We start from the raw sequence: 22,871 nt of genomic DNA, 5'->3' as shown, positions 1-22,871 counted from the left end.
CGCCAGCGAGCTGTCGTAGCTAAAGTACCAAAAATAGCTGGTGACGAGGGTGATCATGGCTCGTCATATAGCGCGCGATCGGCGGGTTGTCACCCCCCAATGGACGGGATGGCCACGGGGCGCCTTAACTGTTGCTTTTGCGTGCCGCCAGCGCCATGCCGATCAAAGAGGCGCCGCCGAACAGCAAGTTGATGCCGACGAGGATGCCGATCGCCCATTCGGCCGAGCTCGGCAATCCCGTGATCACCATGAACGAGATCGCGATGTCGAGGAGGCCCGAGATCAGGAGCCACGACCAGCGGCCGCCCGGCTCGCGGCGGTGCTCCAGTGCGTACATTATGGTGGCGACGCCCTCGGCGAGGAAATAGGCGCCGAGCACGATGGTCAGCGTCAGGACGGCCTGCATCGGCCGCGCCAGCAGGAGCATGCCTGCGAGCACGGCGAGCGCGGCCGAGATCAGCGACCACCAGAAGCCCGGCGTGCTGCGCGCCCAATAGGTGGCGATCAATCCGCCGATGCCGCTGATCAGGAACATCCAGCCGAGGAAGATCGCGATCGCAAGGCTTGCGAGCGGCGGCAGGATCAGCGCGGCAACGCCGAGCACTGCAAGCAGGATGCCTTCGAACAGGAAGGCCTTCCAATGTGCCTTGACCGTCCGGCTCATGGCGGATTGCAGCCGGGAAAAATCCTCAGGCGATGTCATTGGCAAGCTCCGGATCGAGAAGTGTGTGTTCAATCTAGTCTAGTACGCGCACACCGCGCTTGCCACCCGCGGCTCAGCCGCCGCCGTGCGCCGACGAAAAACCTTCGCCGCTGGTGCGGATGCGGTTGCGGCCGAGAACATAGATCGCGGTCGTGACGATCAGAAGTGCGAGGCCGAGCAGGATCGAAACCAAGCCGATCGGGATCAGGGCCAGCGTCAGATTGCGCTCGGGGTTGATGAGCCAGTGATGGATCGAGGTCAGCACGAAGGCGAGACCGAGAAAGCCGACGCCGCCGCCCGCGAGCAGCAACGCCCACATCCGGCGGAGCTGGCTGAGGCGCTCGCGCGCAACGTCAGTCCGGGGCGCGTGATGGCGCGCGACGCGCCGCACCAGGCGGATGGCGAAGGCGATCGAGCTGAAGCCGATCAGCAGGCTCGCGCCGCCCAGCCACATCCGCAGCGTCGGATCGAGAGCGCTGAAGTGTGAGCAGGGGGAAGTCGAAGGCCGAATGCAGGGCGAGCGGGCCTGCGAAGATCAGCAGCCGGCTGGAAAGACGAGCCCAGTCGCGATGATGGCGGTTCGCACCCAGCGCCGTGCCGGCGCGCGCGATGGTCAGATAGGCGCCGGCGATGATGCCGAGCGCGCCGTGGAACGGTACGGTCAGCACGCTGCGCAACGCGGCCAGCGAACGCCACATCTCGGCGTGCTGGACGAGATAGGCGAGGTTCTCGTAGGCGGCGAAGCCCAGGCCGACGGCGGCGCCATAGACCACGGTGTCCATCGGATTGGCGAAGGTCCGCCGCTTTGTCGAGGCGACCAGCACGATCACGATCACCTTGACCGCTTCCTCCGGCAGCGCGACCCCGAAGATCGAATGCATGGCCAGCGCCGCCCAAGGGTTGTCCGGGGCCGCGACCATTTTAGCGAAAGGGGCGCGGGCCAGGCCCAGCAGCAAAATGCTGGCCGCGCCGAGCAGGAACGCGGTCCAGACCTGGGCCGGCGGTCCCGGGCGTTCCTCGGCGGCAATGACAAGCCACAGCATCAGCAGCGCCGGGGCAATGGCGGCCGTTCCGATGACGGTGGGTAACGCTTCAATCAGGTACATCGGCGCCGAAAATAGGTTCCCTTGATCCGCTTATCTACATTCACCGATGCGACCTTGTGTCATGCGCTAGCTGTCGCGTCTCTTAACAAGCGCGACAGCCTGCGTTCATCAGGACAGTCGCCGAGGTGCACAATACAGAGGGCAATCAATTGCATGACAGAATCACCTCGTCATCCATGACAACGGTCGCGCGCCGTCATCGGATCGCGATTGGTAAGTCAGATCAAGGCAATGTGCAGGTTTCTTCGATTCACGATGCACGTGTCGCCGCGCCAAGTCCAGAGACGGGATCGTCCCGTCCGGCCGACGCGCGGCCGGTCTAGTCACGCTTCGTCGCGCGGGAGGATGATGCGATCCGGCGTGTCCGGACCTGCTCCAGCTCCCAGAACGCGCGTATGAGGCACGTGCCAAGGCAGAACACGATGAGCAACAGCAGGAAGGCCTGATCGACAGCGGGGATGTGAGTCATGGCCATGATAAAGCAACGCCCATGCCACGCGTTCCCGTCGCGGCCTGAGTTCCAGCCGATCCCCAGCCCCGGTTTGACTGTCTCAATGCGTGGTGAACGGCGGCGGTGTGTCGGGCGCGACGTCGAAGGCGCCGAGATGGAATTCCTCGCCGATGGATGCGTCCGGCTCGGAATGCTGCGCCATCAGCGTGAACGCGGCCTGCGGGTATTGCTTCCAGATATCGAGATCGCCGGCGGTGATGGTGAGCCAGCCGAAGGTGTACATGTAGCGTCCGGGCTCGGTGACCCGGCCGACCTTGTCCCAGGTGATCTTTTCGACTCTGATCTTTTCGACCGTAATTTTCTCGACTGCCATTCGGTCCCCCGATCGCAAGTCTGCAGATGATCCACGGCACGAGACGCGGACCTTCAAAAGCTTATCTCGAAATAGGGCTGCGATAGGGCGGCGCGGCCGGAGGATCAGGCCGATTGCAGCATGGGCGAGCGGACGATCAGCCGGACGACGTCGTCCCGCGACTGCTTTTCGGCGAATTTGACAGCAAAGCCGTTTTCGAATTTGCGGATCACGCGCCCGACGCAAGCGCCGACCGCAAGCGGAGTTCCCACTGGCGGATCGTATTCGCAGGATATCGCGACACCGGCCGTGGAGACGTCGATGATGAAGCAGGCATGGGTGCTGCCGTCGGCGAGCGTCAGGAAGGTGTGCGCGACCTGCGGAACGAAGCGGGCGTCACGCCGCAGCTCCTGAACGCTGGCGTCCTTCTGCTTCTTCTCGAGCCAGGTCAGCTTTTCCGACATCCAGGCGCGCCGGGCCCGCGTCATCTCGAGCTCCATCAGGAAGCCCAATTTCAGCGTCGCGCTGATGGTGCACTGGAATTCGCCGAAATCCTGGAAGTAGGATGTCACGCGCTCGCCGACCTTTCCGACCACGGGAACGTCGACCATCATGCGGAACGGTGACACGCGGCTGGTGCGGCAGGCGAAGGTACGCAGCTTGCCCTCGCAATCGTACCAGCGCGGCAGCGAGTAGCTGCCACTCACGGTGACTTGCACGGCACGCTGTCTGAGGAACTCTGCGACGGACATGGGCGCCAATCGTGTTTCGGAGGCTTTCCGTAATTCCACGGTACCAGCCAAATTCTAAGCAAATGATACCGGCGCTCACGAGCAGGGGTAAATTTCTGGTAAATGCGCGGATCGGGACGGGCGGCATAGCGCCGCGATTATGAGGCCCGTGACCTCACGATCGCGTTATCCGAGCAGCACCAGCAGAGCCAGCACGCCAATGACCATGACGAACTTGATCGTCGCGCAACCAAGGCTGTCCGGTCGGCTCTCAAGTCCGAACCACGGCAATGCATGCCGCATCGCGCGCGTTGCGAACGCTTCGACGATGGCGAGCAGAAGCGCGATGCCGGCGAGCAAGGACCACGATGTGTCCGGAAGCATCCATGCCGCGAGCCATTCGGGGACGGACGCTTTCAGCGACGTCAGCAGCGCGAACCATCCGAACAGGGATACGAAGCCCTTGATGATTTCGGGCCCGATCGTGTCGGGCTCGAGACGGACGCCGATCTTTCCAAGAGCGAGTTCGATGCGCTCGCCATCGGTGAAGAAGAGGAAGGCGCCGAGGTAGAGCGGAACGCGCGACTGAAACAGGAGCGCGATGATGCCGAATAGGACGGCGTAGCCGCAGGCGTCAGCGAGTATGTTCGTGCCGGCCGTAGGCAACGGCTCCGGCGCAGCCGTGGCCTGAGGCCGCGATCTGGCGCGCGCCATGTGCTCCAGCATTCTGGCGCGGCGCTCCGGCGCGTAGGCCGCCGTACGGCGTATCCATGGCGGCGGCGCCGGCGAGGCAATCCCGGCTTGGTCGTCCCAGGGAGATTTATGCTGCGCCATGGGCCTGCATCCGGTTCCAACAGGACATTGGTCGGAGGCGAGGGGCAGCGAGGTTCATACGGGGTGGCAGATTTCGTCGTGTCATCCAGACGCCCGGATGATGGCGCTCCCTAGCGGAATCGAACCGCTCTCTCCACCGTGAAAGAATTGGTACGGCATATATGGGCGTCTACTGGCGTTCCAGATAGCTCAATAACTTCAATGAAGCCGCCTACTTGGGTGCATGCCGGTCTATTGACGTTTACCCGCATATATTGGACATCTGTTGGACACGTTTCCGCTCTCCACCGGAGAACAGATGTATGGCGCGCACAATTCGAGATGCGATATTGGACACGAGAACGGCGCGCGGCCGCCTTAAGGCGCGCGGCAAGCCGTACTGGCGCGGGCTGGAGCCTGGACTCCACCTTGGCTATCGCAAGCCGCTTAGCGGCGCCGGCAAGTGGCTGGCGCGGCACTACATCGGCGAGCAGAAATACGAGATCGAGGCGATCGCCACCGCGGACGATTTCAGCGACCCCGACGGCGTGGCCATCCTGTCATTCGCCCAAGCGCAAACGCTGGCGCGGTCCCGCATGGTCGACCGTGCGCACGCGGTGGCCGGAAAGAGAAAGCCGCTCACCGTCAAGGATGCGATTGAAAGCTACCTCACATATCTGGAATCGAAGCGCAGCCGATCGGGGCGAGAGGCGCGCTATGCGGCCGAGGCGTTTATCCTGCCGACGCTGGGGGCGGTCGAGATCAACGCACTGACGCCGGAACAGGTGCGCTCTTGGCTCTCCAAGCTGGCCAAGGCTCCGGCCCGCATCCGGACAAAGAAGGGCGAGAAGCAACAATTCAAGTCGACCAACGACCCGGAGAACCAACGACGGCGGCAATCGTCAACGAACAGGATTTTGACGATCCTGAAAGCCGCACTCAACCTCTGTGCCCATGACCACCCGAAAGCCATTCCCTCCGATGCTGCATGGCGTCGGGTGAAGCCGTTCAAGGGCGTGGACTCGGCGCGCATCCGATATCTGACCATCAAGGAAGCCAAGAGCCTGCTGGACGCGTGCGCGCCGGATTTCCGGCGGTTGGTCCGTGGTGCACTGGAAACCGGGGCGCGATATGGCGAGTTGTGCGGTCTCACCGTCGCGGACTTCAACACAGACAGTGGTACCATTGCCATTCGCCAATCCAAGTCGGACAAGCCGCGCGACATTGTTCTGACGGTCGACGGTATCGAATTTTACCGCGAGATCACAAAGGGCAGGGCGGCCAGTGAAACTTTGTTCGTGAGGGATAGCGGCGATGCGTGGCAGTCATCGTGGCAAAAGGATCCAATCGCCGAGGCGAGCAAGCTGGCGAAGATTGCACCCACCAACTTTCACGCGCTGCGCCACACATGGGCATCGCACTGTATTATGGCCGGTGTGCCGCTGATGGTTGTCGCGAAGAATCTCGGACACTCGACCACTCGCATGGTTGAAAAGCACTATGGACATTTGGCGCCGAGCTTCATTGCAGACGCGATCCGCGCCGGCGCTCCGCGATTCACAACATCTAGCGTGTAAACTTGGAATTGAACCAAACCGATAGCGTTCCCACTTCAATTTTATGTTGACAAATTCCTTAGCGTTGACAACTACTTAGCGTCAGTGTATAAACGTAGATAGTCAGCGCCTTGGCAACTTTCGTTTCGCACCGTTCAGCATCGTTCAGCATCGTGTAGCGCGCCGACTTCACCCCCCATCTTTGTCGGGCGCCGCTGTGCGCTAATGAACGGAGGTCGCTATGCGATCGTTTTCGATTGACGAATGGTGCCAACTGCACGGCTTCTGCCGGGCGTTCTTCTACAAGCTGCGCGGGCAGGGCGAAGCGCCGCGGACCTACAATGTTGGGCGCATCGTCCGCATTACAGAGGAAGCAAACACCGAATGGCTGCGTGCCCGTGAAGCCGCCAGCCAGGGAGTCGCCGCATGACGACGGAGATCGACAATGCCGTTGAGCACGCGTTCACGCTTTTTCGCGAGCACGTCGAGCGATACCGGCAGGAAATCGTGATTGAGCCTTCAGCGTGGCGAACTCGCTGCGATGAACTGCACCAGGATCTGCAGTGGCTTCTTTTTTGCCAAGCTCATCCGCTCGCACCCAAAACGCCGCGACCGCGGCACTAAAACGAAAACCGCCCGCGAGACGGCAATCTCGGCGAGCGGCGCATTTCTTATCGTGGCTGATCTGATCTAGCGCATCTCGCTGTAATTTTCAACCTAAATCTCGCGGGCTCCGTCATGCTTCTGGAGTTCCGAAATGAGTATCGCTGCAATCAAAGACCCTGACCTTCTGCCTTATGGTGTGTTCGTCACAGAGCGCGCCTCCGTCATCTATGATCGCAAGTATCGACCGATCGTTCGCGTACCTGGTCAATGGCCGGATTGCGATTCTGCTTCTGCCACGGTTGTCGATCCGACCGAGTGGGTGAAGCACGAGCGGCAAGAGTGGTTTTACAACGACGGGAACGTTCCTCGTCGAAACAAGGAGACGCGCGAAAAGCTGCAGGGCATCGTCGACAAGATGCCGGTGCTGGCTAGTGAAATCGAACGCAGAGATCGGGCCGCGGAGCGCGCACACAAGGCGGAGAACAACGACCGGCTGAAATGCTTTCGCACGGCTCAGTTGTCCCCGAAATCACAGACCAAGCTCAAGGAGTGGAGCGACAAGCGCGAGGCGCGACGGCTCAAACGTCTCGACCGGTTCTTTGATCTGGACGATGCCGGTTATGCACGATGGATCGCGGCCGGTCTGCCCTACAGTGACACCAAGAAAGTCGAGCGCTGGACCGAGCGCCGTTTCACCGAACACCTACAGAAAGCAAAACCTGTGACCGTTGTACCGTTTCCTGCACCGCCAAAGCCGGCCGCCCCGCGATATCTATTCGAGACGGTTTACGACCTGCGCAAGCTGCCTACAGCGAAATGGCTGGTTGGCGACTGGATCCCCGAGCAGGGCGTCGGGCTGATCTATGGCGAATATGCCAGCGGCAAATCATTCATCGGGTTCGATCTGTTGCTACATCTCGCGTATGGCGTGCAGGAATGGCACGGCGCCAAATTGCCGGGCGTTCCCTGCTACGTGCTGCTTATCGCTCGTGAGGGCGCCACGGGGTTTAGGGGGCGCATCGACGCGTTCAAGGCGCACCACGGCATCACCGACGACACTGACCGAATAGTGTTCATGCGCTCGCCGGTCAACTTTGGTGACGTGGCACAGTTCGAGGAACTGAAGGCCGCTATCATTGCCGGCGGGCGCCGGTTCGCCGCCGTCATGGTCGACACCGTCGGGCGCGCTTTGCCTGGCGAGGATTTTTACGACGCGAAATCCATCACGCGATTCATGGAGCACTTGCAGCAGTTGGGTGAGATCGGCGGAGGTGTGGCGATCGGAGTGCACCACGTCAACAAATCGGGGGAGACATTCGGCTCGGTCTATTTCGGGGCCAACTCGGATTTCATGTTCCAAGTCACTCGCGAGGGCGGTTCGAACGAGCCGCTGACCCGTGGCAAAATCCATTGCACCAAAATGAAGGACGGCGAGGACGGCTGGAAGAGGCGCGTCGACTATCAGAAGGCCGCAAGCAGCCTCGTGGTCGCCAGCGTCACGGAGAGCGGCGACGTGATGGGCAAGGCCACCAAATTATCCGATGACGACAAACTGGCCATGCAAGCGCTTGGCGAGGCGCTTAAGGCAAAAGGTCAACTGCGACCGGAAATGCCAGGTCGGTCCGTAACGTTAAGTGAGTGGCTGGACCAATGCTTCAAGATCGGCGGTGTTGATCCGAGCGCGGCGAAGCCGAACCGCGACCTGCACCGGCGGCAAGTGAAGTTGCTCGCTAATAGATTGATTTTCGTTCAGGACCACCTCGTGCGGATCATCAATCACGCAACTACCGATGACGTTGCAATTTCCAAGGTAGCACCTGGCGGACCATTGCCGCCTTTCCCTCAAAGAACCTGACCGGACCGGGACCGCCGTACCGCCCTTATAGGGGGGCGGTCCGGTCGGTCCGTATGGCCGGCGAGGACCGGTCGGACCGTGGTCTGTGTTTGGTCCGGTCGGTCCGTACGAATTCAAGTACTTAGCTCATCAACACGGAAGTGAACCGGAGAAAGCAATTTGGAAATCGATTCGATCCCGACCGTGCGAGCCTCGACGCATTAGAAGGGGTTGAGCGCTTCCGTTCGCGCAACGCCGTTCTGGAGTTGTCGCATCTGTTCGAGCCTGCATAACTTACAACTTTTGCAGCTTTCCTATTGCATTGAGGCCACGGCGCTTTTAACCTGCAAAAGTCGGCTGCAAATGTCAGGTGATTCAAAATGACCGTTTACGGATACGCGCGTGTCTCCACCGATGGGCAAAGCGTCGCAGCGCAGATGCATGACCTAACCGCAGCTGGCGCGGCCAAGATTTTCAGCGAGACGGCATCGGGCGCCAAGACAGACCGCGCTCAACTGGCCAAGCTTCTCCGTGTTGCCAAGTCTGGTGACGTGTTGCTCGTGACGCGGCTGGACCGCTTAGCGCGCAGCACGCGGGACCTACTCAACACCCTGCACACGCTGGGCGAACGTGGGGTCGGCTTCCGGTCGCTCGTGGACACATGGGCAGACACCACGACGCCGCACGGACGGTTAATGCTGACCGTGCTCGGCGGGCTTGCTGAGTTTGAGCGCGAGTTGATCAAGGCCCGCACAGGCGAAGGCCGCAAGCGCGCCATGAACCGGGGCGTGAGGTTCGGGCGGCCAAGCAAGCTGACGCCGCACCAGCGCACGGAGGCCCTTGCACGCCTGGCTGGGGGCGAGACACAGGCCGACATCGCTCGGTCCTATGCCGTGGATCCCACCACGATCGGCCGGGTTCGGGGTCGATTAGTTGCATCTGCAACCATGTTGTGATATTAGTTGCACCTGCAACGATATTTTGCAGGTGAGTTTTGAGTAAAAAAGGCCCAGCGTGCTCGGTGTGCTCGCACCCCGAGAAATGGAGAATCGAGCTTTTGCGCGCTGGTGGCGCGTCGCTCGACAGCTTGGCAGAAAAGTTCAAGCCGCTTAGCCGCGACGCCATTCACCGTCATTGGACACGCCACGTCACCGACGACGCTAAGGCCGGCTACCTCGCCGGACCCAGCCAAATGGAGGCACTTGGCGCAAAAGCAGCAACCGAAGGCGAGTCGGTCCTCGATTACTTCCGCATCACTCGAACCGCACTGATGTCGAGCCTGGCCGCTTGCAGCGAGGCCGGAGACGCCCGGGGCGTGGCGCTGGTATCGAATAGCCTGGTCGGCGTGTTGGAACGATTGGGCAAACTGACCGGGGAGATTGCCGCTCCCGCCGGGAATACGATCAACGTCACCAACGTAACGAACATCATCAACAGCCCCATATTCGCTCGGCTCCAAGCCGCACAGCTCAGGGCGCTGGCAGCATTTCCGGAAGCCCGCGCGGCCACGGTCGCCGCATGGCGCGAACTCGATGCCGAGGCCGCCGATGCGGGCAGGGCGCCCATGGTAATCGATGCCACGGCGCTGCCCCCGCTGTGCCCCGTACCGTTGCCGGGGTCCGGCCGATGACCAGCGTAGCAGGCGCCCTCGCTGATGCATTGGAGGATGGTGGATGGCGCGCCAAGGCCCGTCCCAGCCAGCTCGCGCCACCCGGCGACTGGAACGGATGGATGATCCTGGCCGGCCGCGGGTTCGGCAAGACCCGAGCCGGGGCAGGGTGGGTGCACGATCTGGTCGAGACCCGCCAAGCCGGCCGCATCGCCCTAGTTGCCGCCACCGCCGCCGACGCCCGCGACACGCTGGTCGAGGGCGTCTCAGGGCTGCTCAACACCGCGTCGCCGTGGAATAGGCCGATCTACGAGTCGAGCAAACGTCGCGTGACTTGGCCCAACGGTGCGATCGCCACCACTTTTTCCAGTGAGGAAGCGGACCGCCTCCGCGGCCCCGAGCACGACGCGGTATGGGCCGACGAGCTGGCCGCGTGGACGGACGTGCAGGGCACGTGGGACATGCTGCAGTTCGGGTTGCGCTTGGGGAGGCGCCCGCGCTGGCTCGTGACGACCACGCCAAAGCCGATCAAGTTGCTGAAGGAGCTGTTGGCGCGAGAACGCAAAGACGTCGTGGTGACCCGTGGCTCGACTTTTGAGAACGAAGCCAATCTGGCACCGACCTTCCTCGCGGCCATTCGTCAACGCTACGAGGGCACCCGGCTTGGCCGACAGGAGTTAAACGCCGAGCTGCTTTCGGACAACCCGGGCGCTCTGTGGCAACTGGACTGGCTTGACCGCGATCGCGTATCGGCGGCACCCGATCTGCGCCGCATCGTGGTGGCGATCGACCCGGCCGTCTCCAATAACGAAGGCTCGGACGAAACCGGAATCATTGTCGCCGGCGTTGCCGCGGATGGCACGGTCTACGTGCTGGAGGATTGTTCGGGCCGCTATGCGCCGCACGAGTGGGCGGCGGTGGCCATCTCAGCGTACCGGCGCCAGAAGGCCGACCGGATCCTGGCCGAAGTGAACAACGGCGGCGCCATGGTCGAGGCGACGATCCGCGCGCTGGACCATCGGGTGAGCTTCAAAGCGGTGCATGCCAGCCGCGGCAAGGTGGTGCGCGCCGAACCGATCGCTGCACTATACGAGCAGCGCAAGGTTCACCACGTCGGCGGGTTCGCGGTGCTGGAAGATCAGATGTGCGCGTTCACGTCGGATTTCGACCGCGCGCGCACCGGCTATTCGCCGGATCGCGTGGACGCGCTGGTATGGGCGCTGACTGAATTAAGCGGACCGGTGCATTGGGTGAGGGTCACAGAGCTGCGGATTTGATGTTGGCTTGTTGCTTGTCTCGCCAGTTATCAACTAAGGCCCTTGTAGCCCCTCTCCTTGGCGCAGGCTACAATGCTGTCGCGTTGTTTCGCTAACAGAGCATTCGCTTCCAAAAGCCATTTTTCCGTTAGAACCTGCGAAAACTCGATCGGTACCTTGCCGTCATTCGGACGACCAAACTTCCATAGCGTTACTGGAAATTCTCCAACTGTCACAAGGCGGCCGTGCGCGAAGGCGTCTCTAATGTGGACGATGCGTCGGTCTACAAAATAGCGTCGTTTTTCCTCGTTTGATAGATCGTCGTTGTATGAATCGATAAGGCTACCTAGCGACGCGAAGGTTGTCGCGAACGTTTCGGTGGCCTCAGTGTCGCCCGGCTTAGGAAAGTCGATCGGCTGTCCTTTTCGAAGCACGAGAAAAAAGCGCACTAGTGTTTCGACTGCTTGTAGATTCATGATCAAGCCACCGGTCAATCTCAAATGCTTTTCTGAGTCCAATGTGCGCTCCGCAACCGTATCTCCGGGTTTGAAGTTCGCGTTGTTAAGGCTTGTTTGGATTTGTGCCAACAAAAAGGTACACCAGGTCCCCATATTCGGCCACGGTAGGTTTGTCCAACTCTACCTTGTATGGCGTTGTGGCTTCGATTGCCTGCTTTAGTAATCCAGCTTTCGCCGCACCAGCTCCAGCAATGATACCGAGATGCGCGCCACCGCCGTCCGAAAAGGTAGCGCCATCCCAACCAGCCTTCACAAAAGCCTTGTGGAAGGATTGAGCCAGGTCTTTGCCGAGTTGATTGACGTACATAATTTGGACTCGGTGCTTCTGCAAAGACTTCAGTCGATCGGCAAGGTCGCCGATCTGATGATCTGTCAATGGCGACCAGTTGTAGCCGACTGTTACGGAAATGATCCTGTTGAGACCAGTGAGTTCACCTTCTAATCGATCTACTTTGGTTTTTGCTTCTTCTGGTGTTGAGACCGATAGCTTCTGTTTAAAGTCGTCGCGCTGCTTCTCAGCTAGCTCGGTTTGCGCTTTTGCTGCCGCGACCTGACCTGAATAGTAAAGTGAGGCAACGAACCAGATGGCCGTGCTAACCGCCGCCCCGAAAAGCAAGAAAGCAACGGGATTGGCTTGAATCACAGGCCAGTATTTCTCTAAGTCCATTTCAATCAAGCCCACCAACGAAAGCACCAACTAATCACTTCGGGGTTGATTCGCTGCCATTCAAATGCGCGCCCGTGCACAGGCTTTTCGAGCGAACACAACTGTTGATTTGTGCAATTTTAAGTTGACAAACCTAGGGTAGGTTGAAAAGCGCGAAATTTCGTGTAGTATTGCAGGTGTTCTCTACGGGATCAGCGGCGGGACGCCGTATCGGTTCTCTACGACAGCGGGACGCTGCCGGGAGCAGAAGCACTAAGGTGCTCGCCCTGGTTTTGCGTCCGGTGCGAGCTTCAAAGGAGCCTCGCACCGTGTCGATCAGCAATCATCACTGCGAAATAGTATGGGGCGCGGCATCAATCGCGCCGATCATCGGGCGCACTGAAACGAGCGTGTTCCGCGCGCTCGAAAGCGGATGTGTGCCCGGCGCTCGCAAGGTTGCCGGCCGCTGGGGCATGCACGTTCCCACCTTCCTCGCCAGCTTCCAACCCACCATACCGCCGCGCGAAGCGTCGCTGCGTAACAACAGGTCATACCCAAAATGAACGAACGCTATTTCGCCACCATCGAAACACAGGCCGCCAGCGTGCCAGACGTCGCGGTGCGAGGCGCACTCTCTCGCCTAACGAAACTGCATCGCGAAATCATGGCCACCGCCGCCCGGGTTCGCGGCAACGCCGATCTCAGCGCGCAGGGAAAGACGAAAGAGGCCCGCGACGAACTGAAAAAGAAGGCGCACGAGCTGATCCGCGCGAATGCCGCCGTGCGGCGGCTCAGCGCCAGGATCGACGAGAAGCGCGCCAACATCCAGTTGCCGGCAGTCGACAAGACCGATGCCGCCGGCGCCGTCCTGCGTAGCCAGGTCCGCGACCGGTTGCCTAAGTCGGCGAAGGAACTCCGCGCAACAATCCCGACCATGTCGCTGCTGTATCTGCAGGCGATCCTTGAAGCTCCCGAGCTTGTCGGCGCCGATCGTGAAACGGTCGAGGCGGCCCGCGGTCGGGCGATCGACCTCGTGCATCCCGGCAAATCGGCCGAGCTGGACGGCGAGCGGGACGCGGTACGGCTCCTGGCCAACGCGACCGCCGCCATGTCCGACGCGGCTCGCGAAGTGGCGGAGCTGCCGAACGCGCACGCGCTCAATGAGTTTTTGGCTCAGATCATTCCGGATCAGCGCGCCATTGAAGCCGATGTCGCGCGCGAAACGGCCATCGCCGCGTAACCAAAGGAGACCACAATGATCAAGCGCATCACCCCCGAGCAGGTCGCACCGCAGATCCCTCAGGCACCAGCGGCTGGCGTCAATGCTGCGGCCGGTGTCACCCAGCCCGAGCCGCCTGCTCAGCAGAAAATGGCGCCTCCGCTGAAACGAGCGCTCGGAATCGATCAGCCGTGGAAGACGCCATGAACCGGAAACAGCTCATAGCCGAGCGGGATGCCGCCGGCGCAGCCTACAGCGAAGCGCTCAACGCCTTCCGTGAGGCATGGGCACGCCTGGCCGCGATCGACAGAACCTTGCAGAACCAGAACGTCGCGCAAGGTGAAGCCATTCGCTCCTGGCACTTTGCGTCTCGCAACCGGTTGGAGGACGGACTCCGAGCCCTCCAGCATCTCGATTTTGCCCCGCGTGTGCTGGTCAATGACTGGCACGACCGCGCTGTCGAGCTGTCCAACAAGCAGATCGAAGGATTCAAGCCATGAGCTACGACTATGCAAAGCAGCGCGGGTTCGTCGTTCCGTTCACGGGCAACCTTAGGGTAACCCGCGACGACGAAGGGAAGATTTTCAGGTCTGACGATACGGCCAACGTCACAGTGACCGTTTCCAACGATCTCGATATCGGGTTCAACTGCGGATTCGTGATGTACAGCACTGGTACGATCACGCTTGCTGCGAGCCCGCATGTCGTCAATCGATACGGCAAGACGGTGCTTTCCACTCAGTACCAGACCGGCTCGCTCATGGTGATGCAACGCACCGGTGGGTTGGGCATCTACGGCGACATTGAATACCTGACAGGCGGCGACTTCGCCTGATCAGCCTTAAGGCAGCTTCCCACGGGGACATGAGATGAAGATCGGCGAAGTAAAGAATTGGAATGGCGAGCGCGGGTTCGGGTTTCTCCGCGTCGATGGGCACGACATTTTTTGCCATGCCTCGGCGCTCCCGCTTGGCACGCGAGCGCTTGAAGTCGGACAGCACGTCGGGTTCGAGATTGGTTTGAACGAACGCACCGGCAAGCCGATGGCCACGAACGTGAGGCTCGTCTAAATCGCGGCCGGTTGCCCAATGTCCGGTTTACCGCCAATATCGGCCGAAGAGGTGAAGGCCTCCGAGGTCGCAGATGGGCCCATTAGCCGACTTAGATGGGGCGGCCACAATAATAAGTCGCCGCTTCTTCAAAAGTCCAAGGCTACGCCCGAAGTTATTCGCGCTTGGCTTCGGTTATTCGATTTTAGCAAAATCCGGCAGCTGCCAGCTCTGATCGAAAAAGGGCTTCGTTGGGCCATAGAAGCGGAACCAGACCCACCACCCCTTCGACGCACTGGTATCCACCCAGTTGCTCTCCAAACCCGCCGGCGCTTTCGGGCCAAAGTAGAGGTCCCATGAGCCGTCAGCGTTCGGCTTGATCTTGTCAAATGAATTGATTGCCGCATTGTTAGCTTTGTTCATGGTCATGGAGCGCGTGAGGTTGTCGTAGACCGTGACGGACCAGAACTCCTCGACAGGCGGGTTGGCCAGAACGTGCAGCTTGTAGTTTTTCGAGCCATCGAGCGGGTTGCCGTCCTTATCTTTGAAGCTCTCCAGATACCGTTGTCCCTTGGAGGGAAACGGCAGGTTCATCGCGTGGATTGGCCAGGTGCCGAGGTAGAGATAGTTGAGCCGCTCGTCCAATTGGCTGTAATACTCGGACTCCTGCTGAGTTTTCTCCTCCATGTTCAACGCAAACACGTTCACCCAGTTGTTATAGGCCGGAGACGCGGCGAGACGCGAAGCGAAGCTGATGTTCTGCGCCATGGCATGACCGACACGCGCACCCTCTTCGAGGATTCGTTTTTGGCGATCGTCCGGCGCAAACGGCTTGCCCTTCTCAATGCCAAGTGGCTTGAGCATCGCCATGAAGAACCGATCGCGCTCTGCCACCGGGTTGTTGTTGATCAGCTCCGATAACAGCTTCCAATAATCGAGCCCCGCGGGTTCGATCGTGTTGGCGTATTTGCCGGAGACGCGAAGGACCCGGTTGGGCCTGGGATTGGCACGCTCGCTATAGGGATAAACGCGCGACTTCGCGACCATATCGGCGGCTCCAGCCACGTCCCCTTTGATGACGATGCCACGAATGAAAAAGTTGGCATCCATCGTCTTGAACGGCGTAATGAAATAGCCCTGTGTCGGCAGCTCACCCTTGTGGCCCGGTGGCACGAGCAGGTACTTGCCGCCTTCGCCTTTGTCCGGACCGAGGCGCCCTAGGCCCGACGTCTCGAACCAGAGATCCGCGAACGCGCCCGCGGTGGCGCCGGCGGGGACCTCGACGACGACCGGGCCGTCCTTGGCCAGATCAATCTGACTGACGGCGTATATCGTCGAGTCGTTTCCGGTGAGGACCAGAGCTTTGGGATCTAGGAAATCCTGCCAGAGCACGATGTCGTTGTAGGTCGCTCCCAGATCGCGAAACATACCGGCCCTGACGGAGCCGAAACTCACGGCGGGGAAGGACCACATGTACGCCTGGCTGGCGCGCTGAAAATCCATTTCGTCATAGAGCTTCTCCACCGTTTCCCTGGACGGATAGCCGTTCTCGTATTTCAGCTCTCCAATTCGGGAATTGATGGTTTGGGCCTCAGTAGGGGCCGCGCCAAAGGCGAGCGTGCCAAGGAGTGCGGTGGCGGCGATCAGGGTGGATGTGCGAATGGATGACATCGGATACCTCCGGCAAGTTCAATAGCTCTGAACAACATCTGAATGTCGATGCGCTGGCAGAGCCGATTTGCGGCCCGACGTCAGCTACCCACCGCCATGGAAAGAATGGGCATGATCCAGCATCAAACGAATTGACTTACATCAAGGAGAGGCCGGCGAGCGGTCGGGCCGCGCTCGACCAGAACGAGTCCCTTAGGGGCATTTGCGGAGCGCATCACTGTGCTTCAGGCGAGGAATTTCCGCGAAGGGTGTCACAAGCCGCCGATTACGCCCAAAGGCGGCAAACTTCCGCTTTGCCTTGCGTGCTGCCAGATCTGTTTGCCCGCCCTTCACAGCTCCCGCGACATTGCCGGATGCGTCCGGTTTTTAACCTTGACCCAATGCTTCTGCCGACCGCCGCGATATGGCCGATCGCGGTGCTTTGAGACCAGCCCCTCCAGGCCCATGCGGCAGGCGGCGCGGTACAGATCAGCCCCGATTTCCCCGCGCTCAAATGGCGCGACAGTGAACCCGTCCGGCCTGCGCGCTAGCAGTCTCTGGAGGTTTGTCTTCCGCAAGTGCAGCGGCAGGTCGCGAAGATCGTCCCCACCGAGCGCCAGCACATCGAACGCATAAAGCTGCGCTTCGTGATCATGCTTGCGGGAGTGCAGCGCGTTGAAATCGGAGAGGCCATCGATGCCGAGAATTACCGCCTCCCCATCGATTACGAAATGCTTCTGCCGGTTCTTCAGCGCCGCCTCGGCGATCCAGGGGTAGCGCTTGCTCCAGTCGGTGCCGTTGCGGGATAGCAGGCGCACGCGCTGGTCATCCCGAATGACAAGCATCCGGTAGCCGTCGTGCTTTACCTCGTGGATCCAGTCCGGTCCTGATGGGACCTGCTTGCCGGCGGTCGCCAGACAAAGCTCGTACGCCATACGCATGTGCGAAAAGATAGGCGCTTCGCTGTATTTTGCCACTCGGGAACAACCGGCAATCGGACAGCGTTTCCTTTTCAGCTTCGGGCAGTGCTCGGAGCAGCATAGAGTAAACTCCCGGCCCCAAGGGGTTCATCCTCCTTCAGGGCCGGCTTTTTGGGTGCCCCAGCGGCGTTCTCCCGGTTCGCGTTGGCCGGCTTTCAAGAAGCTGGATCACCCTTCAAAGTCCTCCGGAGGGAGCTTCGGTAGTAGGTGGGGCCAGTTGCGCGCGATGATGCCGCGCATCTCGGGATCGACTTGCTCAATTGTGTCGAACATCTCAAGCCGGACGCGCAGTTCTTCCAGTTGATCCGGCTCGAGCACATGGCCTTGGTAGACCTCGATCGGCATCCGTCTCTCCGTCCGCTCGCTTCAGGAGCAACCGAAGCGACTATTGCGCCCGATCCTGGCCGGGATGCGGCAACGGCCCCTCATGCTCGAAAACCGACCCGAGGTCGCGCATATCGATCCATCCGCCGCAGGTGGGGCACTTGATGAAATGCTCTGCTTCATCTGCCGGGGGCTTGCCCGTGCGCTCGCCAATGAACTTGCCTCTCGGTATTTTCATGGGCCGTCCCAACTGTGTAGTGGCCAGCGGAGAGACGGCCCCGGCTTGGAGGGTCCTGGGATAGGTTAGGCCGGGGCCGCTCCGCCAGCACGAAGGAGAGAGCTGGCGAGTCAGCAAACGGCAGAGCGAGCGCAGCGTTCCTACCGCAGGTCAGGAGTGCTGGCACCATTTTAGCTGCTGGGGTTTAGTCCGTTGCTGACAAGGGCAACCACCATGTCTCTCACCCTGCGGATGATCGGCTCGGATGATTATACGGTGCACGACGACCGGCAGCTGGTCGGGCGGATACGCTACACGAGCGAGCGCAGCCCTGGGTTCTGGCTGTGGACCTGCGTTGTGACGCTTCTCGGTGCGCCATCGGGGGAAGCTCGCTCACTCGGGGAAGCCAAAGGCCGCTTCAAGGTCGCATGGGAGCAGTTCAAAGCGAGGCATACGACAGAAGAGTTGGCGAAGGCCTTCGCGGAGATGAGCCAACCGGCCAAGTCTGCGCTCAGTGCGTTAGAGCGCTATTTGCCTGCCAAGGATCAATGGGCAACAGGAAAATGTGGAACCTGGGATGCTCGGGCCTCAGCATGGTATAACTCCTAATTCAAATCCCTAGTGAGTCGGGGCTGCCGTGGGTATTCTCTTCCTCTCGCTCGCGGCGTGCGTTGTTGGTGTTCTTCTCCTACTGGCCTTCCGTCGATAGGACCGACTGCGGACGCAAGAGTTGCCTTGAATCCTCAGCCCAGCGCCAAATTAAGCTTCTTAGCGGGTTGTTTTTGACTGTGCGCGATTGAGCGCGTTCAACTCCACGATGGAGACGAACGTGATCACCTGGCTGTTAGTAATCGTAATCGCGGTCAGCGTTGCAATCCTGATTGCCCACGCGATTGACGCGATACGTTCCTGAAGCTCAGCGCAGCGACGCGAGCTACTGGGTGCCGTGCGTGTGTGGCCCACTCGCATCAGGTGGCCGGTTCACGCTGGCGGGCCTTCATGCGTTGGTGCCCATCTTGGGAGGGGCAAAGTCAGGTCGAACGTCGGCACCCCGACTACCGCAGCCCTGGCAGACGAAACGCGGCTCAAGGTCCGATAGCCTCATACTGTCAGGCCAGCGGTCGGCCTCCAGAGCGACGTGATGGCCGCAATGGCAATAGACCAGCACGCGGCGCGGTCCCATCTCTCGCATCTCGCCGAATGTGATCTTCAGCGGTCGGCCGTCAGCATGCGTAGGCGTGTGGCGTCGGACAGGACGGGACATGCCGCCATCAAAGCGGCATCGCAAGTACATCGCAAATTATCGATTGATAGTGGGTCCCAATGGCCGCGAGCTACTGAGTGTCGTAGGTGGGGAAAAGCCGCTTGAAGCTCCCCCGTTCACGCCGGCAGGTGCTCGCCCGAGCGATAGGCCAAAATTAAGCCGCCGGGCACGCAATACCTTGTCCCGGCGGCTTGATATCCGTCCAGCCCCGGCACGGGATCAGCAAAAATCCCGGATACTCGTGAGTATGGGCGTGGAGTGTGAAGGTTCAGTTCATTCAATAGAGGCCCGCCGGTTCACGCTGGCGGGGCCTATCAGAATGCTTCGGGGCGCCTAAGTTCGTTCCGCCGTTGGAACTGAACGTGGGTTTTCTGGTTTTGGAGTCGTTTATTAACGGCCCGAGGAAAGCGCCATGACGGAGCGCCGCCGAGTGAAGCAGACCTACTCTCTTGAGGAACGATTGGCCGAACTAGCAACAAGGTACAAAGAGCAGGCCAGCGCATTACCGGCAGGCGCTGAACGCGAGGCGCTTCTTAAGAAAGCACGGCTAGCTAATACTGGCGCGCACATCAGCGATTGGCTGACCTCTCCCGGCCTACAGTCTCCGAAGTAGGCTGCCGCAGGTGGCGGCCTCGTTTGGTGCCAACCTGGAGATAAATCAAGGAATCAAGTCCGCCGTGAACAGGTGGCGAACGGGAGCGTATCAACGGACGGAACGAGCCGCATTTGGTCTATTTTAATTTGCCGCTATCGCGCAGCTTGTCCAAGGCCATGTAGCCCGAGTTCCGGAGCGCTCGTTCGCTGTCAGCGAGGGTTCGGTAGCTCTGTTCCATGGCTTCCAGGTGGTGGCGCGTGAAAGCGTCCTTGGCCGTTTCCAGCACCTTCCGGTATCGCTCCGCCAGTTTGAGGTATTCGTTCATCGCTGGAACAAATGTACACTTTCATACTTAGATTCGCTCGATGGCTGGGTGATAATAGTGGACCGTGATTTCAAAAACGAAGTGTTTTCGAGTTTTGACCCAAACCCGGCGAGGCCCTGCGGCGAGTGTGGCAGAAAGCCCCTGTCCACGTTGAAAATGCTAAATCCGCAAAACGGTAAAACCGTGCGCATGTTCAAGTGTGAGTGCGGTGCGCAGACTTGGACCGAGAACAATGAGTAAGACCGCCTCAGTGGGCGGCCTATTCGTTCACGCTGGCGGGCTATTTTCTAGGCTCAATGAGGCGAAGAACACGACCGCCAAGACCACCCAACCGACGATGTCGACGGCGCTCATGGGCGCGCCCTCACTTCTCGGTTATTGGCCAAGTGTTGGACATGGCGGCGGAGCAGGGCGCTAACTGATTGATTTTGTTGGCGCTCCCTAGCGGAATCGAACCGCTCTCTCCACCGTGAAAGGGTGGCGTCCTAACCGATAGACGAAGGGAGCAAACCCAAGGCCCCGCCGCTTATCGCGGCACGGCCGCTGGCCGCCCGAGTCATGCCCGGCGGCTGCAGCGGGCGAACCTATAATGGCCTTTGCCGCCATGGGCAAGCCGTTCGGGAACGGTCTTTTGGCACCGGTGGATTAGCCTCCTACCCCAGGATCAATCGGGGCGAATTCAACGGTTTCTTAGGTTCCCTGAGCTAGCGCTGGACTGGGAGAATTTAAGCCGATGCCACCGCCCAAAAAGCGCGCAGCCCGCAAGTCGCTGTCGCAGCATGCCTGGATCACGCTCGACGGCGGGTTCGCGGCGCGGCAATGCCTGGTCCAGGACATCTCCGCCACGGGGGCCAAGATCACGCTGGACGAGGATGCGAGCCAGCTCCCGGGCGTGATCCGGATGGCGTTTGCGCGCGATGCGCGGACCGGGCGGAGCTGCCAGGTGGTGTGGCGCCGCGGCAAATCGGCCGGCATCAAGTTCATCTGATCCCGGGCGAAGCGACCCCCGATGGCGCGCGGCGCCGGTCCGGGCTAGAACGGCCCGCATGCGTGCGCCGCTCCTCATCTTGATCTCGTTGCTGACCATGTCCGCGGCCGCGGCGGAAGCCTTGCGTCTTCCGCCTGCGGAGCGCCCACAGGCCGGCAAGGCCCTGCCGCTGAAAGGTGCCGGCGGAAGCGCGAAGGCGGGCTCCTGCGCCGCCTATGGCCGCGGCTTCCATATGGTCGAGAGCACCGGCACCTGCGTCAAGATCGGCGGCTCGATCAGCGTCGAGACCACGATCAGGCGCTGAAGTCCATGCCACCGGACATCATGCGGCCCGAGATCATCGTCCCGTTCGTGATGTATTGCGCGCTGCTGTGGTGGATCGGCCGCGGCCTGAGCTGGACCGCGCGGCTCGCCACCGCGGCCGTCACCCTTGTGCTGATCGTCTGCGTGCTGCTGTTCGAACGCGGCTGGCCTTAAACAAAAAAACGCGAAAACAACCCCATGCACAGTAGCCGCCACCACCCGGCGGCGCGCGCGCGAATGCCGATTCATCGTGCTCTCAACGCACTTTAGCCGCGTCGCCGCTCACGACATCGGCGGTGCCACAAATTGCGCAAAACCGGGCCGTTTGCCGAGCTCGGCGAGCCAGCGCGTCAGATGCGGCTGCGCGGGCCGGGTGATGCCCTCGACGCCGAGCCAGCGCCGCGCATAGGCGCCGATCGCGATGTCGGCGAGGGTGAACGCATCGCCGTCCATGAACGGGCGCGTGGAGAGCAGGCGGTCTGCGATGGTCCAGACCTCGGCGGCGGCATCGGCATCCTTCTGCACCTGGATCATGTCGCGCTCGGCGGGCGCCGTGCGCACGATGCCCCAGAACACCGGGCGGTCGACCGGCTGCACCATCGACAGCGTCCAGTCGAGCCAGCGGTCGACGCTGGCACGCAGCTTCGGCGCCTCGGGATAGATCGGCGTGCCGCGCCCGTGCGCGAGGCAGAGATAGCGCATGATCGAATTGGATTCCCACAGCGTGAAATCGCCCTCGACCAGCGTCGGGATCCGCGCATTCGGGTTCATCGCGAGATAGTCGGCCTCGCGAGTCTTGCCAAAGGCCATGCCGGCGTCGATGCGCTCATAAGCCAGGCCGAGCTCGGTGAGGCACCACAGAACTTTCTGCACGTTGACCGAATTGGCACGGCCCCAGATCGTCAGCTTTTGCTCCGGCACATCATCCTCCCCAGGAGTTTCTTGGTGTCGCGGGTGATAGCGGAATCCGCCGCCGCGAGCGATGCGCGATTGCGCCGATCCTCTCATGCAGAAAGGTCCACATGCAAAAAGGTCGGCATGCAAAAAGCTCCGCCCGAGGCGGAGCTTTCATTGCAGGGCAAAGCTGGTCAGGCGATCAGCGGCCGAAGAACAGCCACAGCAAGATGATCACCGGGATCGGCACACCCAACATCCATAACAAAATTCCGCGTCCCATCGCGTCCTCCTCCAATTGCATTGTCGAAGAGAGAACGTTTAGGGCCAAGGCTGGTTCCCGCGGAAAGGCTCTACCAATGGCCGATGTTGGGCATCGACGACCACGGCTCCTGCGGAGGCTTCGGGTCGCCCTTCTGCAAGATCTCGATCGAGTGCAAATCGGGCGAGCGCACGAAGGCCATGTTGCCGTCGCGCGGCGGACGGTTGATGGTGACGCCCGCCTTCATCAGCTTCTCGCAGGTCGCATAGATGTCGTCGACCTCATAGGCGAGATGGCCGAAGAAGCGATCCTCGCCATATTTCTCCTCGTCCCAATTCCAGGTGAGCTCGACCAGCGGCGCGCCGCGCGACCGTGGCTGCTTCTTCAGCGCCTCGAGATCGTCCGACGAGCACAGGAACACCAGCGTGAAACGCCCCTTGTCGTTCTCGATCCGCCGCACCTCCTTCAGCCCCAGCGCATCCTGATAGAACTTCAGCGCAACATCGAGATTGCGCACGCGCAGCATGGTGTGGAGGTATCGCATGGTTGTTGCTCCCTTGAACGGATGGAGGATTTTTGGTTTGGGCCGGGACGGCGGGGGTAGGAGATAGCAGGAAAGT

Annotated in this window: 31 protein-coding genes, 1 tRNA gene and 1 pseudogene; 17 read left to right on the top strand and 16 right to left on the bottom strand. The window is 60.8% G+C overall.

From position 1 onward, the window contains the following. Window positions 1–124: 124 nt before the first annotated feature. The 6 genes and pseudogenes from AC0L3P_RS05350 to AC0L3P_RS05325 form a co-directional block, all read right to left on the bottom strand. Entirely contained in the window at window positions 125–703 is a 579-nt protein-coding gene (locus AC0L3P_RS05350) for an HdeD family acid-resistance protein (RefSeq protein WP_354054676.1), read from the bottom strand. A gap of 73 nt (window positions 704–776) precedes the next feature. After that, window positions 777–1,809: pseudogene (locus AC0L3P_RS05345) on the bottom strand (PrsW family glutamic-type intramembrane protease). A 319-nt stretch (window positions 1,810–2,128) separates the two neighbouring features. Next, window positions 2,129–2,284 (bottom strand): hypothetical protein, encoded by a 156-nt coding sequence (locus tag AC0L3P_RS05340; RefSeq protein WP_275172004.1) that lies wholly within the window; start codon window positions 2,282–2,284, stop codon window positions 2,129–2,131. Between the two features lie 76 nt (window positions 2,285–2,360). Beyond that, a complete protein-coding gene (locus tag AC0L3P_RS05335) occupies window positions 2,361–2,633 on the bottom strand; it encodes a hypothetical protein (protein ID WP_473301206.1) in 273 nt (90 codons plus the stop codon). Between the two features lie 104 nt (window positions 2,634–2,737). Next, window positions 2,738–3,364, bottom strand: a complete 627-nt coding sequence (locus tag AC0L3P_RS05330; protein ID WP_007609965.1) for a pilus assembly protein PilZ — start codon at window positions 3,362–3,364, stop codon at window positions 2,738–2,740. A 165-nt stretch (window positions 3,365–3,529) separates the two neighbouring features. Further along, the gene (locus AC0L3P_RS05325; protein WP_473301205.1) at window positions 3,530–4,177 is read right to left on the bottom strand and encodes a hypothetical protein; all 648 of its coding nucleotides are present in this window, start codon (window positions 4,175–4,177) and stop codon (window positions 3,530–3,532) included. Between the two features lie 302 nt (window positions 4,178–4,479). On the opposite strand from AC0L3P_RS05325, the gene AC0L3P_RS05320 reads away from it, so the two are divergent. From AC0L3P_RS05320 to AC0L3P_RS05290, 7 genes are all read left to right on the top strand, one after another. Continuing rightward, a complete protein-coding gene (locus tag AC0L3P_RS05320; protein WP_473301204.1) occupies window positions 4,480–5,733 on the top strand; it encodes a tyrosine-type recombinase/integrase in 1,254 nt (417 codons plus the stop codon). A 220-nt stretch (window positions 5,734–5,953) separates the two neighbouring features. Continuing rightward, complete coding sequence (locus AC0L3P_RS05315; protein ID WP_473301203.1) at window positions 5,954–6,142, top strand: transcriptional regulator; 189 nt, start codon at window positions 5,954–5,956, stop codon at window positions 6,140–6,142. Then, complete coding sequence (locus tag AC0L3P_RS05310) at window positions 6,139–6,336, top strand: hypothetical protein (protein ID WP_473301202.1); 198 nt, start codon at window positions 6,139–6,141, stop codon at window positions 6,334–6,336. Before AC0L3P_RS05315 ends, AC0L3P_RS05310 begins: the two co-directional genes overlap by 4 nt. A 133-nt stretch (window positions 6,337–6,469) precedes the next feature. Beyond that, on the top strand, window positions 6,470–8,173 hold the full coding sequence (locus AC0L3P_RS05305) for an AAA family ATPase (RefSeq protein ID WP_473301201.1): 1,704 nt from the start codon (window positions 6,470–6,472) through the stop codon (window positions 8,171–8,173). Between the two features lie 359 nt (window positions 8,174–8,532). After that, window positions 8,533–9,108 (top strand): recombinase family protein, encoded by a 576-nt coding sequence (locus AC0L3P_RS05300; protein WP_473301200.1) that lies wholly within the window; start codon window positions 8,533–8,535, stop codon window positions 9,106–9,108. A gap of 101 nt (window positions 9,109–9,209) precedes the next feature. Then, window positions 9,210–9,782: a hypothetical protein gene (locus tag AC0L3P_RS05295; RefSeq protein WP_473301199.1), complete on the top strand. Its 573-nt coding sequence runs from the start codon at window positions 9,210–9,212 to the stop codon at window positions 9,780–9,782. Further along, the gene (locus tag AC0L3P_RS05290; protein ID WP_473301198.1) at window positions 9,779–11,038 is read left to right on the top strand and encodes a DNA-packaging protein; all 1,260 of its coding nucleotides are present in this window, start codon (window positions 9,779–9,781) and stop codon (window positions 11,036–11,038) included. The genes AC0L3P_RS05295 and AC0L3P_RS05290 overlap by 4 nt, the downstream gene beginning before the upstream one ends. A 29-nt stretch (window positions 11,039–11,067) precedes the next feature. On the opposite strand, the gene AC0L3P_RS05285 is transcribed toward AC0L3P_RS05290, so the two are convergent. Together AC0L3P_RS05285 and AC0L3P_RS05280 are read right to left on the bottom strand one after the other, a co-directional pair. Then, on the bottom strand, window positions 11,068–11,535 hold the full coding sequence (locus tag AC0L3P_RS05285) for a hypothetical protein (RefSeq protein ID WP_473301197.1): 468 nt from the start codon (window positions 11,533–11,535) through the stop codon (window positions 11,068–11,070). A 43-nt stretch (window positions 11,536–11,578) separates the two neighbouring features. Then, window positions 11,579–12,232: a hypothetical protein gene (locus AC0L3P_RS05280; RefSeq protein ID WP_473301196.1), complete on the bottom strand. Its 654-nt coding sequence runs from the start codon at window positions 12,230–12,232 to the stop codon at window positions 11,579–11,581. 278 nt (window positions 12,233–12,510) lie between these two features. Between AC0L3P_RS05280 and AC0L3P_RS05275 the strand changes: the two genes are divergently transcribed. The 6 genes from AC0L3P_RS05275 to AC0L3P_RS05250 are packed head-to-tail and all read left to right on the top strand — an operon-like array spanning window position 12,511 to window position 14,470. Continuing rightward, window positions 12,511–12,744, top strand: a complete 234-nt coding sequence (locus AC0L3P_RS05275) for a hypothetical protein (RefSeq protein WP_473301195.1) — start codon at window positions 12,511–12,513, stop codon at window positions 12,742–12,744. After that, window positions 12,741–13,421, top strand: a complete 681-nt coding sequence (locus AC0L3P_RS05270; protein ID WP_473301194.1) for a hypothetical protein — start codon at window positions 12,741–12,743, stop codon at window positions 13,419–13,421. The genes AC0L3P_RS05275 and AC0L3P_RS05270 overlap by 4 nt, the downstream gene beginning before the upstream one ends. A 15-nt stretch (window positions 13,422–13,436) precedes the next feature. Further along, window positions 13,437–13,607 carry a hypothetical protein gene (locus AC0L3P_RS05265; protein WP_473301193.1) on the top strand — a complete coding sequence of 57 codons (171 nt, stop codon included), beginning with the start codon at window positions 13,437–13,439 and terminating at the stop codon, window positions 13,605–13,607. Next, window positions 13,592–13,900 (top strand): hypothetical protein, encoded by a 309-nt coding sequence (locus AC0L3P_RS05260; RefSeq protein WP_473301192.1) that lies wholly within the window; start codon window positions 13,592–13,594, stop codon window positions 13,898–13,900. The genes AC0L3P_RS05265 and AC0L3P_RS05260 overlap by 16 nt, the downstream gene beginning before the upstream one ends. Next, window positions 13,897–14,235, top strand: a complete 339-nt coding sequence (locus AC0L3P_RS05255) for a hypothetical protein (RefSeq protein WP_473301191.1) — start codon at window positions 13,897–13,899, stop codon at window positions 14,233–14,235. Before AC0L3P_RS05260 ends, AC0L3P_RS05255 begins: the two co-directional genes overlap by 4 nt. 34 nt (window positions 14,236–14,269) lie before the next feature. Then, entirely contained in the window at window positions 14,270–14,470 is a 201-nt protein-coding gene (locus AC0L3P_RS05250; RefSeq protein ID WP_473301189.1) for a cold-shock protein, read from the top strand. A gap of 174 nt (window positions 14,471–14,644) precedes the next feature. Here AC0L3P_RS05250 and AC0L3P_RS05245 read toward each other — a convergent pair whose 3' ends face one another. The 3 genes from AC0L3P_RS05245 to AC0L3P_RS05235 all read right to left on the bottom strand — a co-directional run bounded on the left by AC0L3P_RS05245 (window position 14,645) and on the right by AC0L3P_RS05235 (window position 17,424). Beyond that, window positions 14,645–16,120, bottom strand: coding sequence for a DUF1254 domain-containing protein (locus AC0L3P_RS05245; protein WP_473301188.1), 1,476 nt, complete (start codon window positions 16,118–16,120; stop codon window positions 14,645–14,647). Window positions 16,121–16,449: 329 nt separating this feature from the next. Continuing rightward, entirely contained in the window at window positions 16,450–17,034 is a 585-nt protein-coding gene (locus AC0L3P_RS05240; protein WP_473301361.1) for an ATP-dependent DNA ligase, read from the bottom strand. A gap of 213 nt (window positions 17,035–17,247) precedes the next feature. After that, complete coding sequence (locus tag AC0L3P_RS05235; protein WP_473301187.1) at window positions 17,248–17,424, bottom strand: hypothetical protein; 177 nt, start codon at window positions 17,422–17,424, stop codon at window positions 17,248–17,250. 430 nt (window positions 17,425–17,854) lie between these two features. Here AC0L3P_RS05235 and AC0L3P_RS05230 point away from each other — a divergent pair, with 430 nt between their 5' ends. Continuing rightward, window positions 17,855–18,229: a hypothetical protein gene (locus AC0L3P_RS05230; RefSeq protein ID WP_473301186.1), complete on the top strand. Its 375-nt coding sequence runs from the start codon at window positions 17,855–17,857 to the stop codon at window positions 18,227–18,229. Window positions 18,230–18,617: 388 nt separating this feature from the next. Here the strand turns inward: AC0L3P_RS05230 and AC0L3P_RS05225 are convergent, their stop codons facing one another. From AC0L3P_RS05225 to AC0L3P_RS05215, 3 genes are all read right to left on the bottom strand, one after another. Beyond that, on the bottom strand, window positions 18,618–18,884 hold the full coding sequence (locus AC0L3P_RS05225) for a hypothetical protein (RefSeq protein ID WP_473301185.1): 267 nt from the start codon (window positions 18,882–18,884) through the stop codon (window positions 18,618–18,620). Window positions 18,885–19,615: 731 nt separating this feature from the next. After that, the gene (locus AC0L3P_RS05220) at window positions 19,616–19,804 is read right to left on the bottom strand and encodes a hypothetical protein (protein WP_473301184.1); all 189 of its coding nucleotides are present in this window, start codon (window positions 19,802–19,804) and stop codon (window positions 19,616–19,618) included. A 432-nt stretch (window positions 19,805–20,236) separates the two neighbouring features. Next, window positions 20,237–20,311 (bottom strand) — tRNA-Glu (locus AC0L3P_RS05215). 226 nt (window positions 20,312–20,537) lie between these two features. Between AC0L3P_RS05215 and AC0L3P_RS05210 the strand changes: the two genes are divergently transcribed. From AC0L3P_RS05210 to AC0L3P_RS05200, 3 genes are read left to right on the top strand one after another with little or no spacing between them, the layout of a single operon-like run. Then, window positions 20,538–20,792 (top strand): PilZ domain-containing protein, encoded by a 255-nt coding sequence (locus AC0L3P_RS05210; protein WP_007591415.1) that lies wholly within the window; start codon window positions 20,538–20,540, stop codon window positions 20,790–20,792. 58 nt (window positions 20,793–20,850) lie between these two features. After that, complete coding sequence (locus AC0L3P_RS05205) at window positions 20,851–21,096, top strand: hypothetical protein (RefSeq protein ID WP_354203583.1); 246 nt, start codon at window positions 20,851–20,853, stop codon at window positions 21,094–21,096. Window positions 21,097–21,101: 5 nt separating this feature from the next. Next, window positions 21,102–21,269 carry a hypothetical protein gene (locus tag AC0L3P_RS05200; RefSeq protein ID WP_247397846.1) on the top strand — a complete coding sequence of 56 codons (168 nt, stop codon included), beginning with the start codon at window positions 21,102–21,104 and terminating at the stop codon, window positions 21,267–21,269. Window positions 21,270–21,377: 108 nt separating this feature from the next. On the opposite strand, the gene AC0L3P_RS05195 is transcribed toward AC0L3P_RS05200, so the two are convergent. Continuing rightward, on the bottom strand, window positions 21,378–22,016 hold the full coding sequence (locus tag AC0L3P_RS05195; protein WP_473301182.1) for a glutathione S-transferase family protein: 639 nt from the start codon (window positions 22,014–22,016) through the stop codon (window positions 21,378–21,380). 326 nt (window positions 22,017–22,342) lie between these two features. Next, a complete protein-coding gene (locus AC0L3P_RS05190; RefSeq protein ID WP_354203577.1) occupies window positions 22,343–22,795 on the bottom strand; it encodes a VOC family protein in 453 nt (150 codons plus the stop codon). Window positions 22,796–22,871: the final 76 nt, after the last annotated feature.

The organism is Bradyrhizobium sp. WSM4874 (genome assembly GCF_055811835.1).
Note: the sequence above shows the minus strand (reverse complement) of the source record. Positions and strands in the feature narration are given on the sequence as shown.

What these genes read in the sequence shown, in the direction of transcription:
- AC0L3P_RS05350 (WP_354054676.1), bottom strand. Translation starts at nt 703, where the DNA reads ATGACATCGCCTGAGGATTTTTCCCGGCTGCAATCCGCCATGAGCCGG.
- AC0L3P_RS05340 (WP_275172004.1), bottom strand. Translation starts at nt 2,284, where the DNA reads ATGGCCATGACTCACATCCCCGCTGTCGATCAGGCCTTCCTGCTGTTG.
- AC0L3P_RS05335 (WP_473301206.1), bottom strand. Translation starts at nt 2,633, where the DNA reads ATGGCAGTCGAGAAAATTACGGTCGAAAAGATCAGAGTCGAAAAGATC.
- AC0L3P_RS05330 (WP_007609965.1), bottom strand. Translation starts at nt 3,364, where the DNA reads ATGTCCGTCGCAGAGTTCCTCAGACAGCGTGCCGTGCAAGTCACCGTG.
- AC0L3P_RS05325 (WP_473301205.1), bottom strand. Translation starts at nt 4,177, where the DNA reads ATGGCGCAGCATAAATCTCCCTGGGACGACCAAGCCGGGATTGCCTCG.
- AC0L3P_RS05320 (WP_473301204.1), top strand. Translation starts at nt 4,480, where the DNA reads ATGGCGCGCACAATTCGAGATGCGATATTGGACACGAGAACGGCGCGC.
- AC0L3P_RS05315 (WP_473301203.1), top strand. Translation starts at nt 5,954, where the DNA reads ATGCGATCGTTTTCGATTGACGAATGGTGCCAACTGCACGGCTTCTGC.
- AC0L3P_RS05310 (WP_473301202.1), top strand. Translation starts at nt 6,139, where the DNA reads ATGACGACGGAGATCGACAATGCCGTTGAGCACGCGTTCACGCTTTTT.
- AC0L3P_RS05305 (WP_473301201.1), top strand. Translation starts at nt 6,470, where the DNA reads ATGAGTATCGCTGCAATCAAAGACCCTGACCTTCTGCCTTATGGTGTG.
- AC0L3P_RS05300 (WP_473301200.1), top strand. Translation starts at nt 8,533, where the DNA reads ATGACCGTTTACGGATACGCGCGTGTCTCCACCGATGGGCAAAGCGTC.
- AC0L3P_RS05290 (WP_473301198.1), top strand. Translation starts at nt 9,779, where the DNA reads ATGACCAGCGTAGCAGGCGCCCTCGCTGATGCATTGGAGGATGGTGGA.
- AC0L3P_RS05270 (WP_473301194.1), top strand. Translation starts at nt 12,741, where the DNA reads ATGAACGAACGCTATTTCGCCACCATCGAAACACAGGCCGCCAGCGTG.
- AC0L3P_RS05265 (WP_473301193.1), top strand. Translation starts at nt 13,437, where the DNA reads ATGATCAAGCGCATCACCCCCGAGCAGGTCGCACCGCAGATCCCTCAG.
- AC0L3P_RS05255 (WP_473301191.1), top strand. Translation starts at nt 13,897, where the DNA reads ATGAGCTACGACTATGCAAAGCAGCGCGGGTTCGTCGTTCCGTTCACG.
- AC0L3P_RS05250 (WP_473301189.1), top strand. Translation starts at nt 14,270, where the DNA reads ATGAAGATCGGCGAAGTAAAGAATTGGAATGGCGAGCGCGGGTTCGGG.
- AC0L3P_RS05245 (WP_473301188.1), bottom strand. Translation starts at nt 16,120, where the DNA reads ATGTCATCCATTCGCACATCCACCCTGATCGCCGCCACCGCACTCCTT.
- AC0L3P_RS05240 (WP_473301361.1), bottom strand. Translation starts at nt 17,034, where the DNA reads ATGGCGTACGAGCTTTGTCTGGCGACCGCCGGCAAGCAGGTCCCATCA.
- AC0L3P_RS05235 (WP_473301187.1), bottom strand. Translation starts at nt 17,424, where the DNA reads ATGCCGATCGAGGTCTACCAAGGCCATGTGCTCGAGCCGGATCAACTG.
- AC0L3P_RS05230 (WP_473301186.1), top strand. Translation starts at nt 17,855, where the DNA reads ATGTCTCTCACCCTGCGGATGATCGGCTCGGATGATTATACGGTGCAC.
- AC0L3P_RS05225 (WP_473301185.1), bottom strand. Translation starts at nt 18,884, where the DNA reads ATGTCCCGTCCTGTCCGACGCCACACGCCTACGCATGCTGACGGCCGA.
- AC0L3P_RS05220 (WP_473301184.1), bottom strand. Translation starts at nt 19,804, where the DNA reads ATGAACGAATACCTCAAACTGGCGGAGCGATACCGGAAGGTGCTGGAA.
- AC0L3P_RS05210 (WP_007591415.1), top strand. Translation starts at nt 20,538, where the DNA reads ATGCCACCGCCCAAAAAGCGCGCAGCCCGCAAGTCGCTGTCGCAGCAT.
- AC0L3P_RS05205 (WP_354203583.1), top strand. Translation starts at nt 20,851, where the DNA reads ATGCGTGCGCCGCTCCTCATCTTGATCTCGTTGCTGACCATGTCCGCG.
- AC0L3P_RS05200 (WP_247397846.1), top strand. Translation starts at nt 21,102, where the DNA reads ATGCCACCGGACATCATGCGGCCCGAGATCATCGTCCCGTTCGTGATG.
- AC0L3P_RS05190 (WP_354203577.1), bottom strand. Translation starts at nt 22,795, where the DNA reads ATGCGATACCTCCACACCATGCTGCGCGTGCGCAATCTCGATGTTGCG.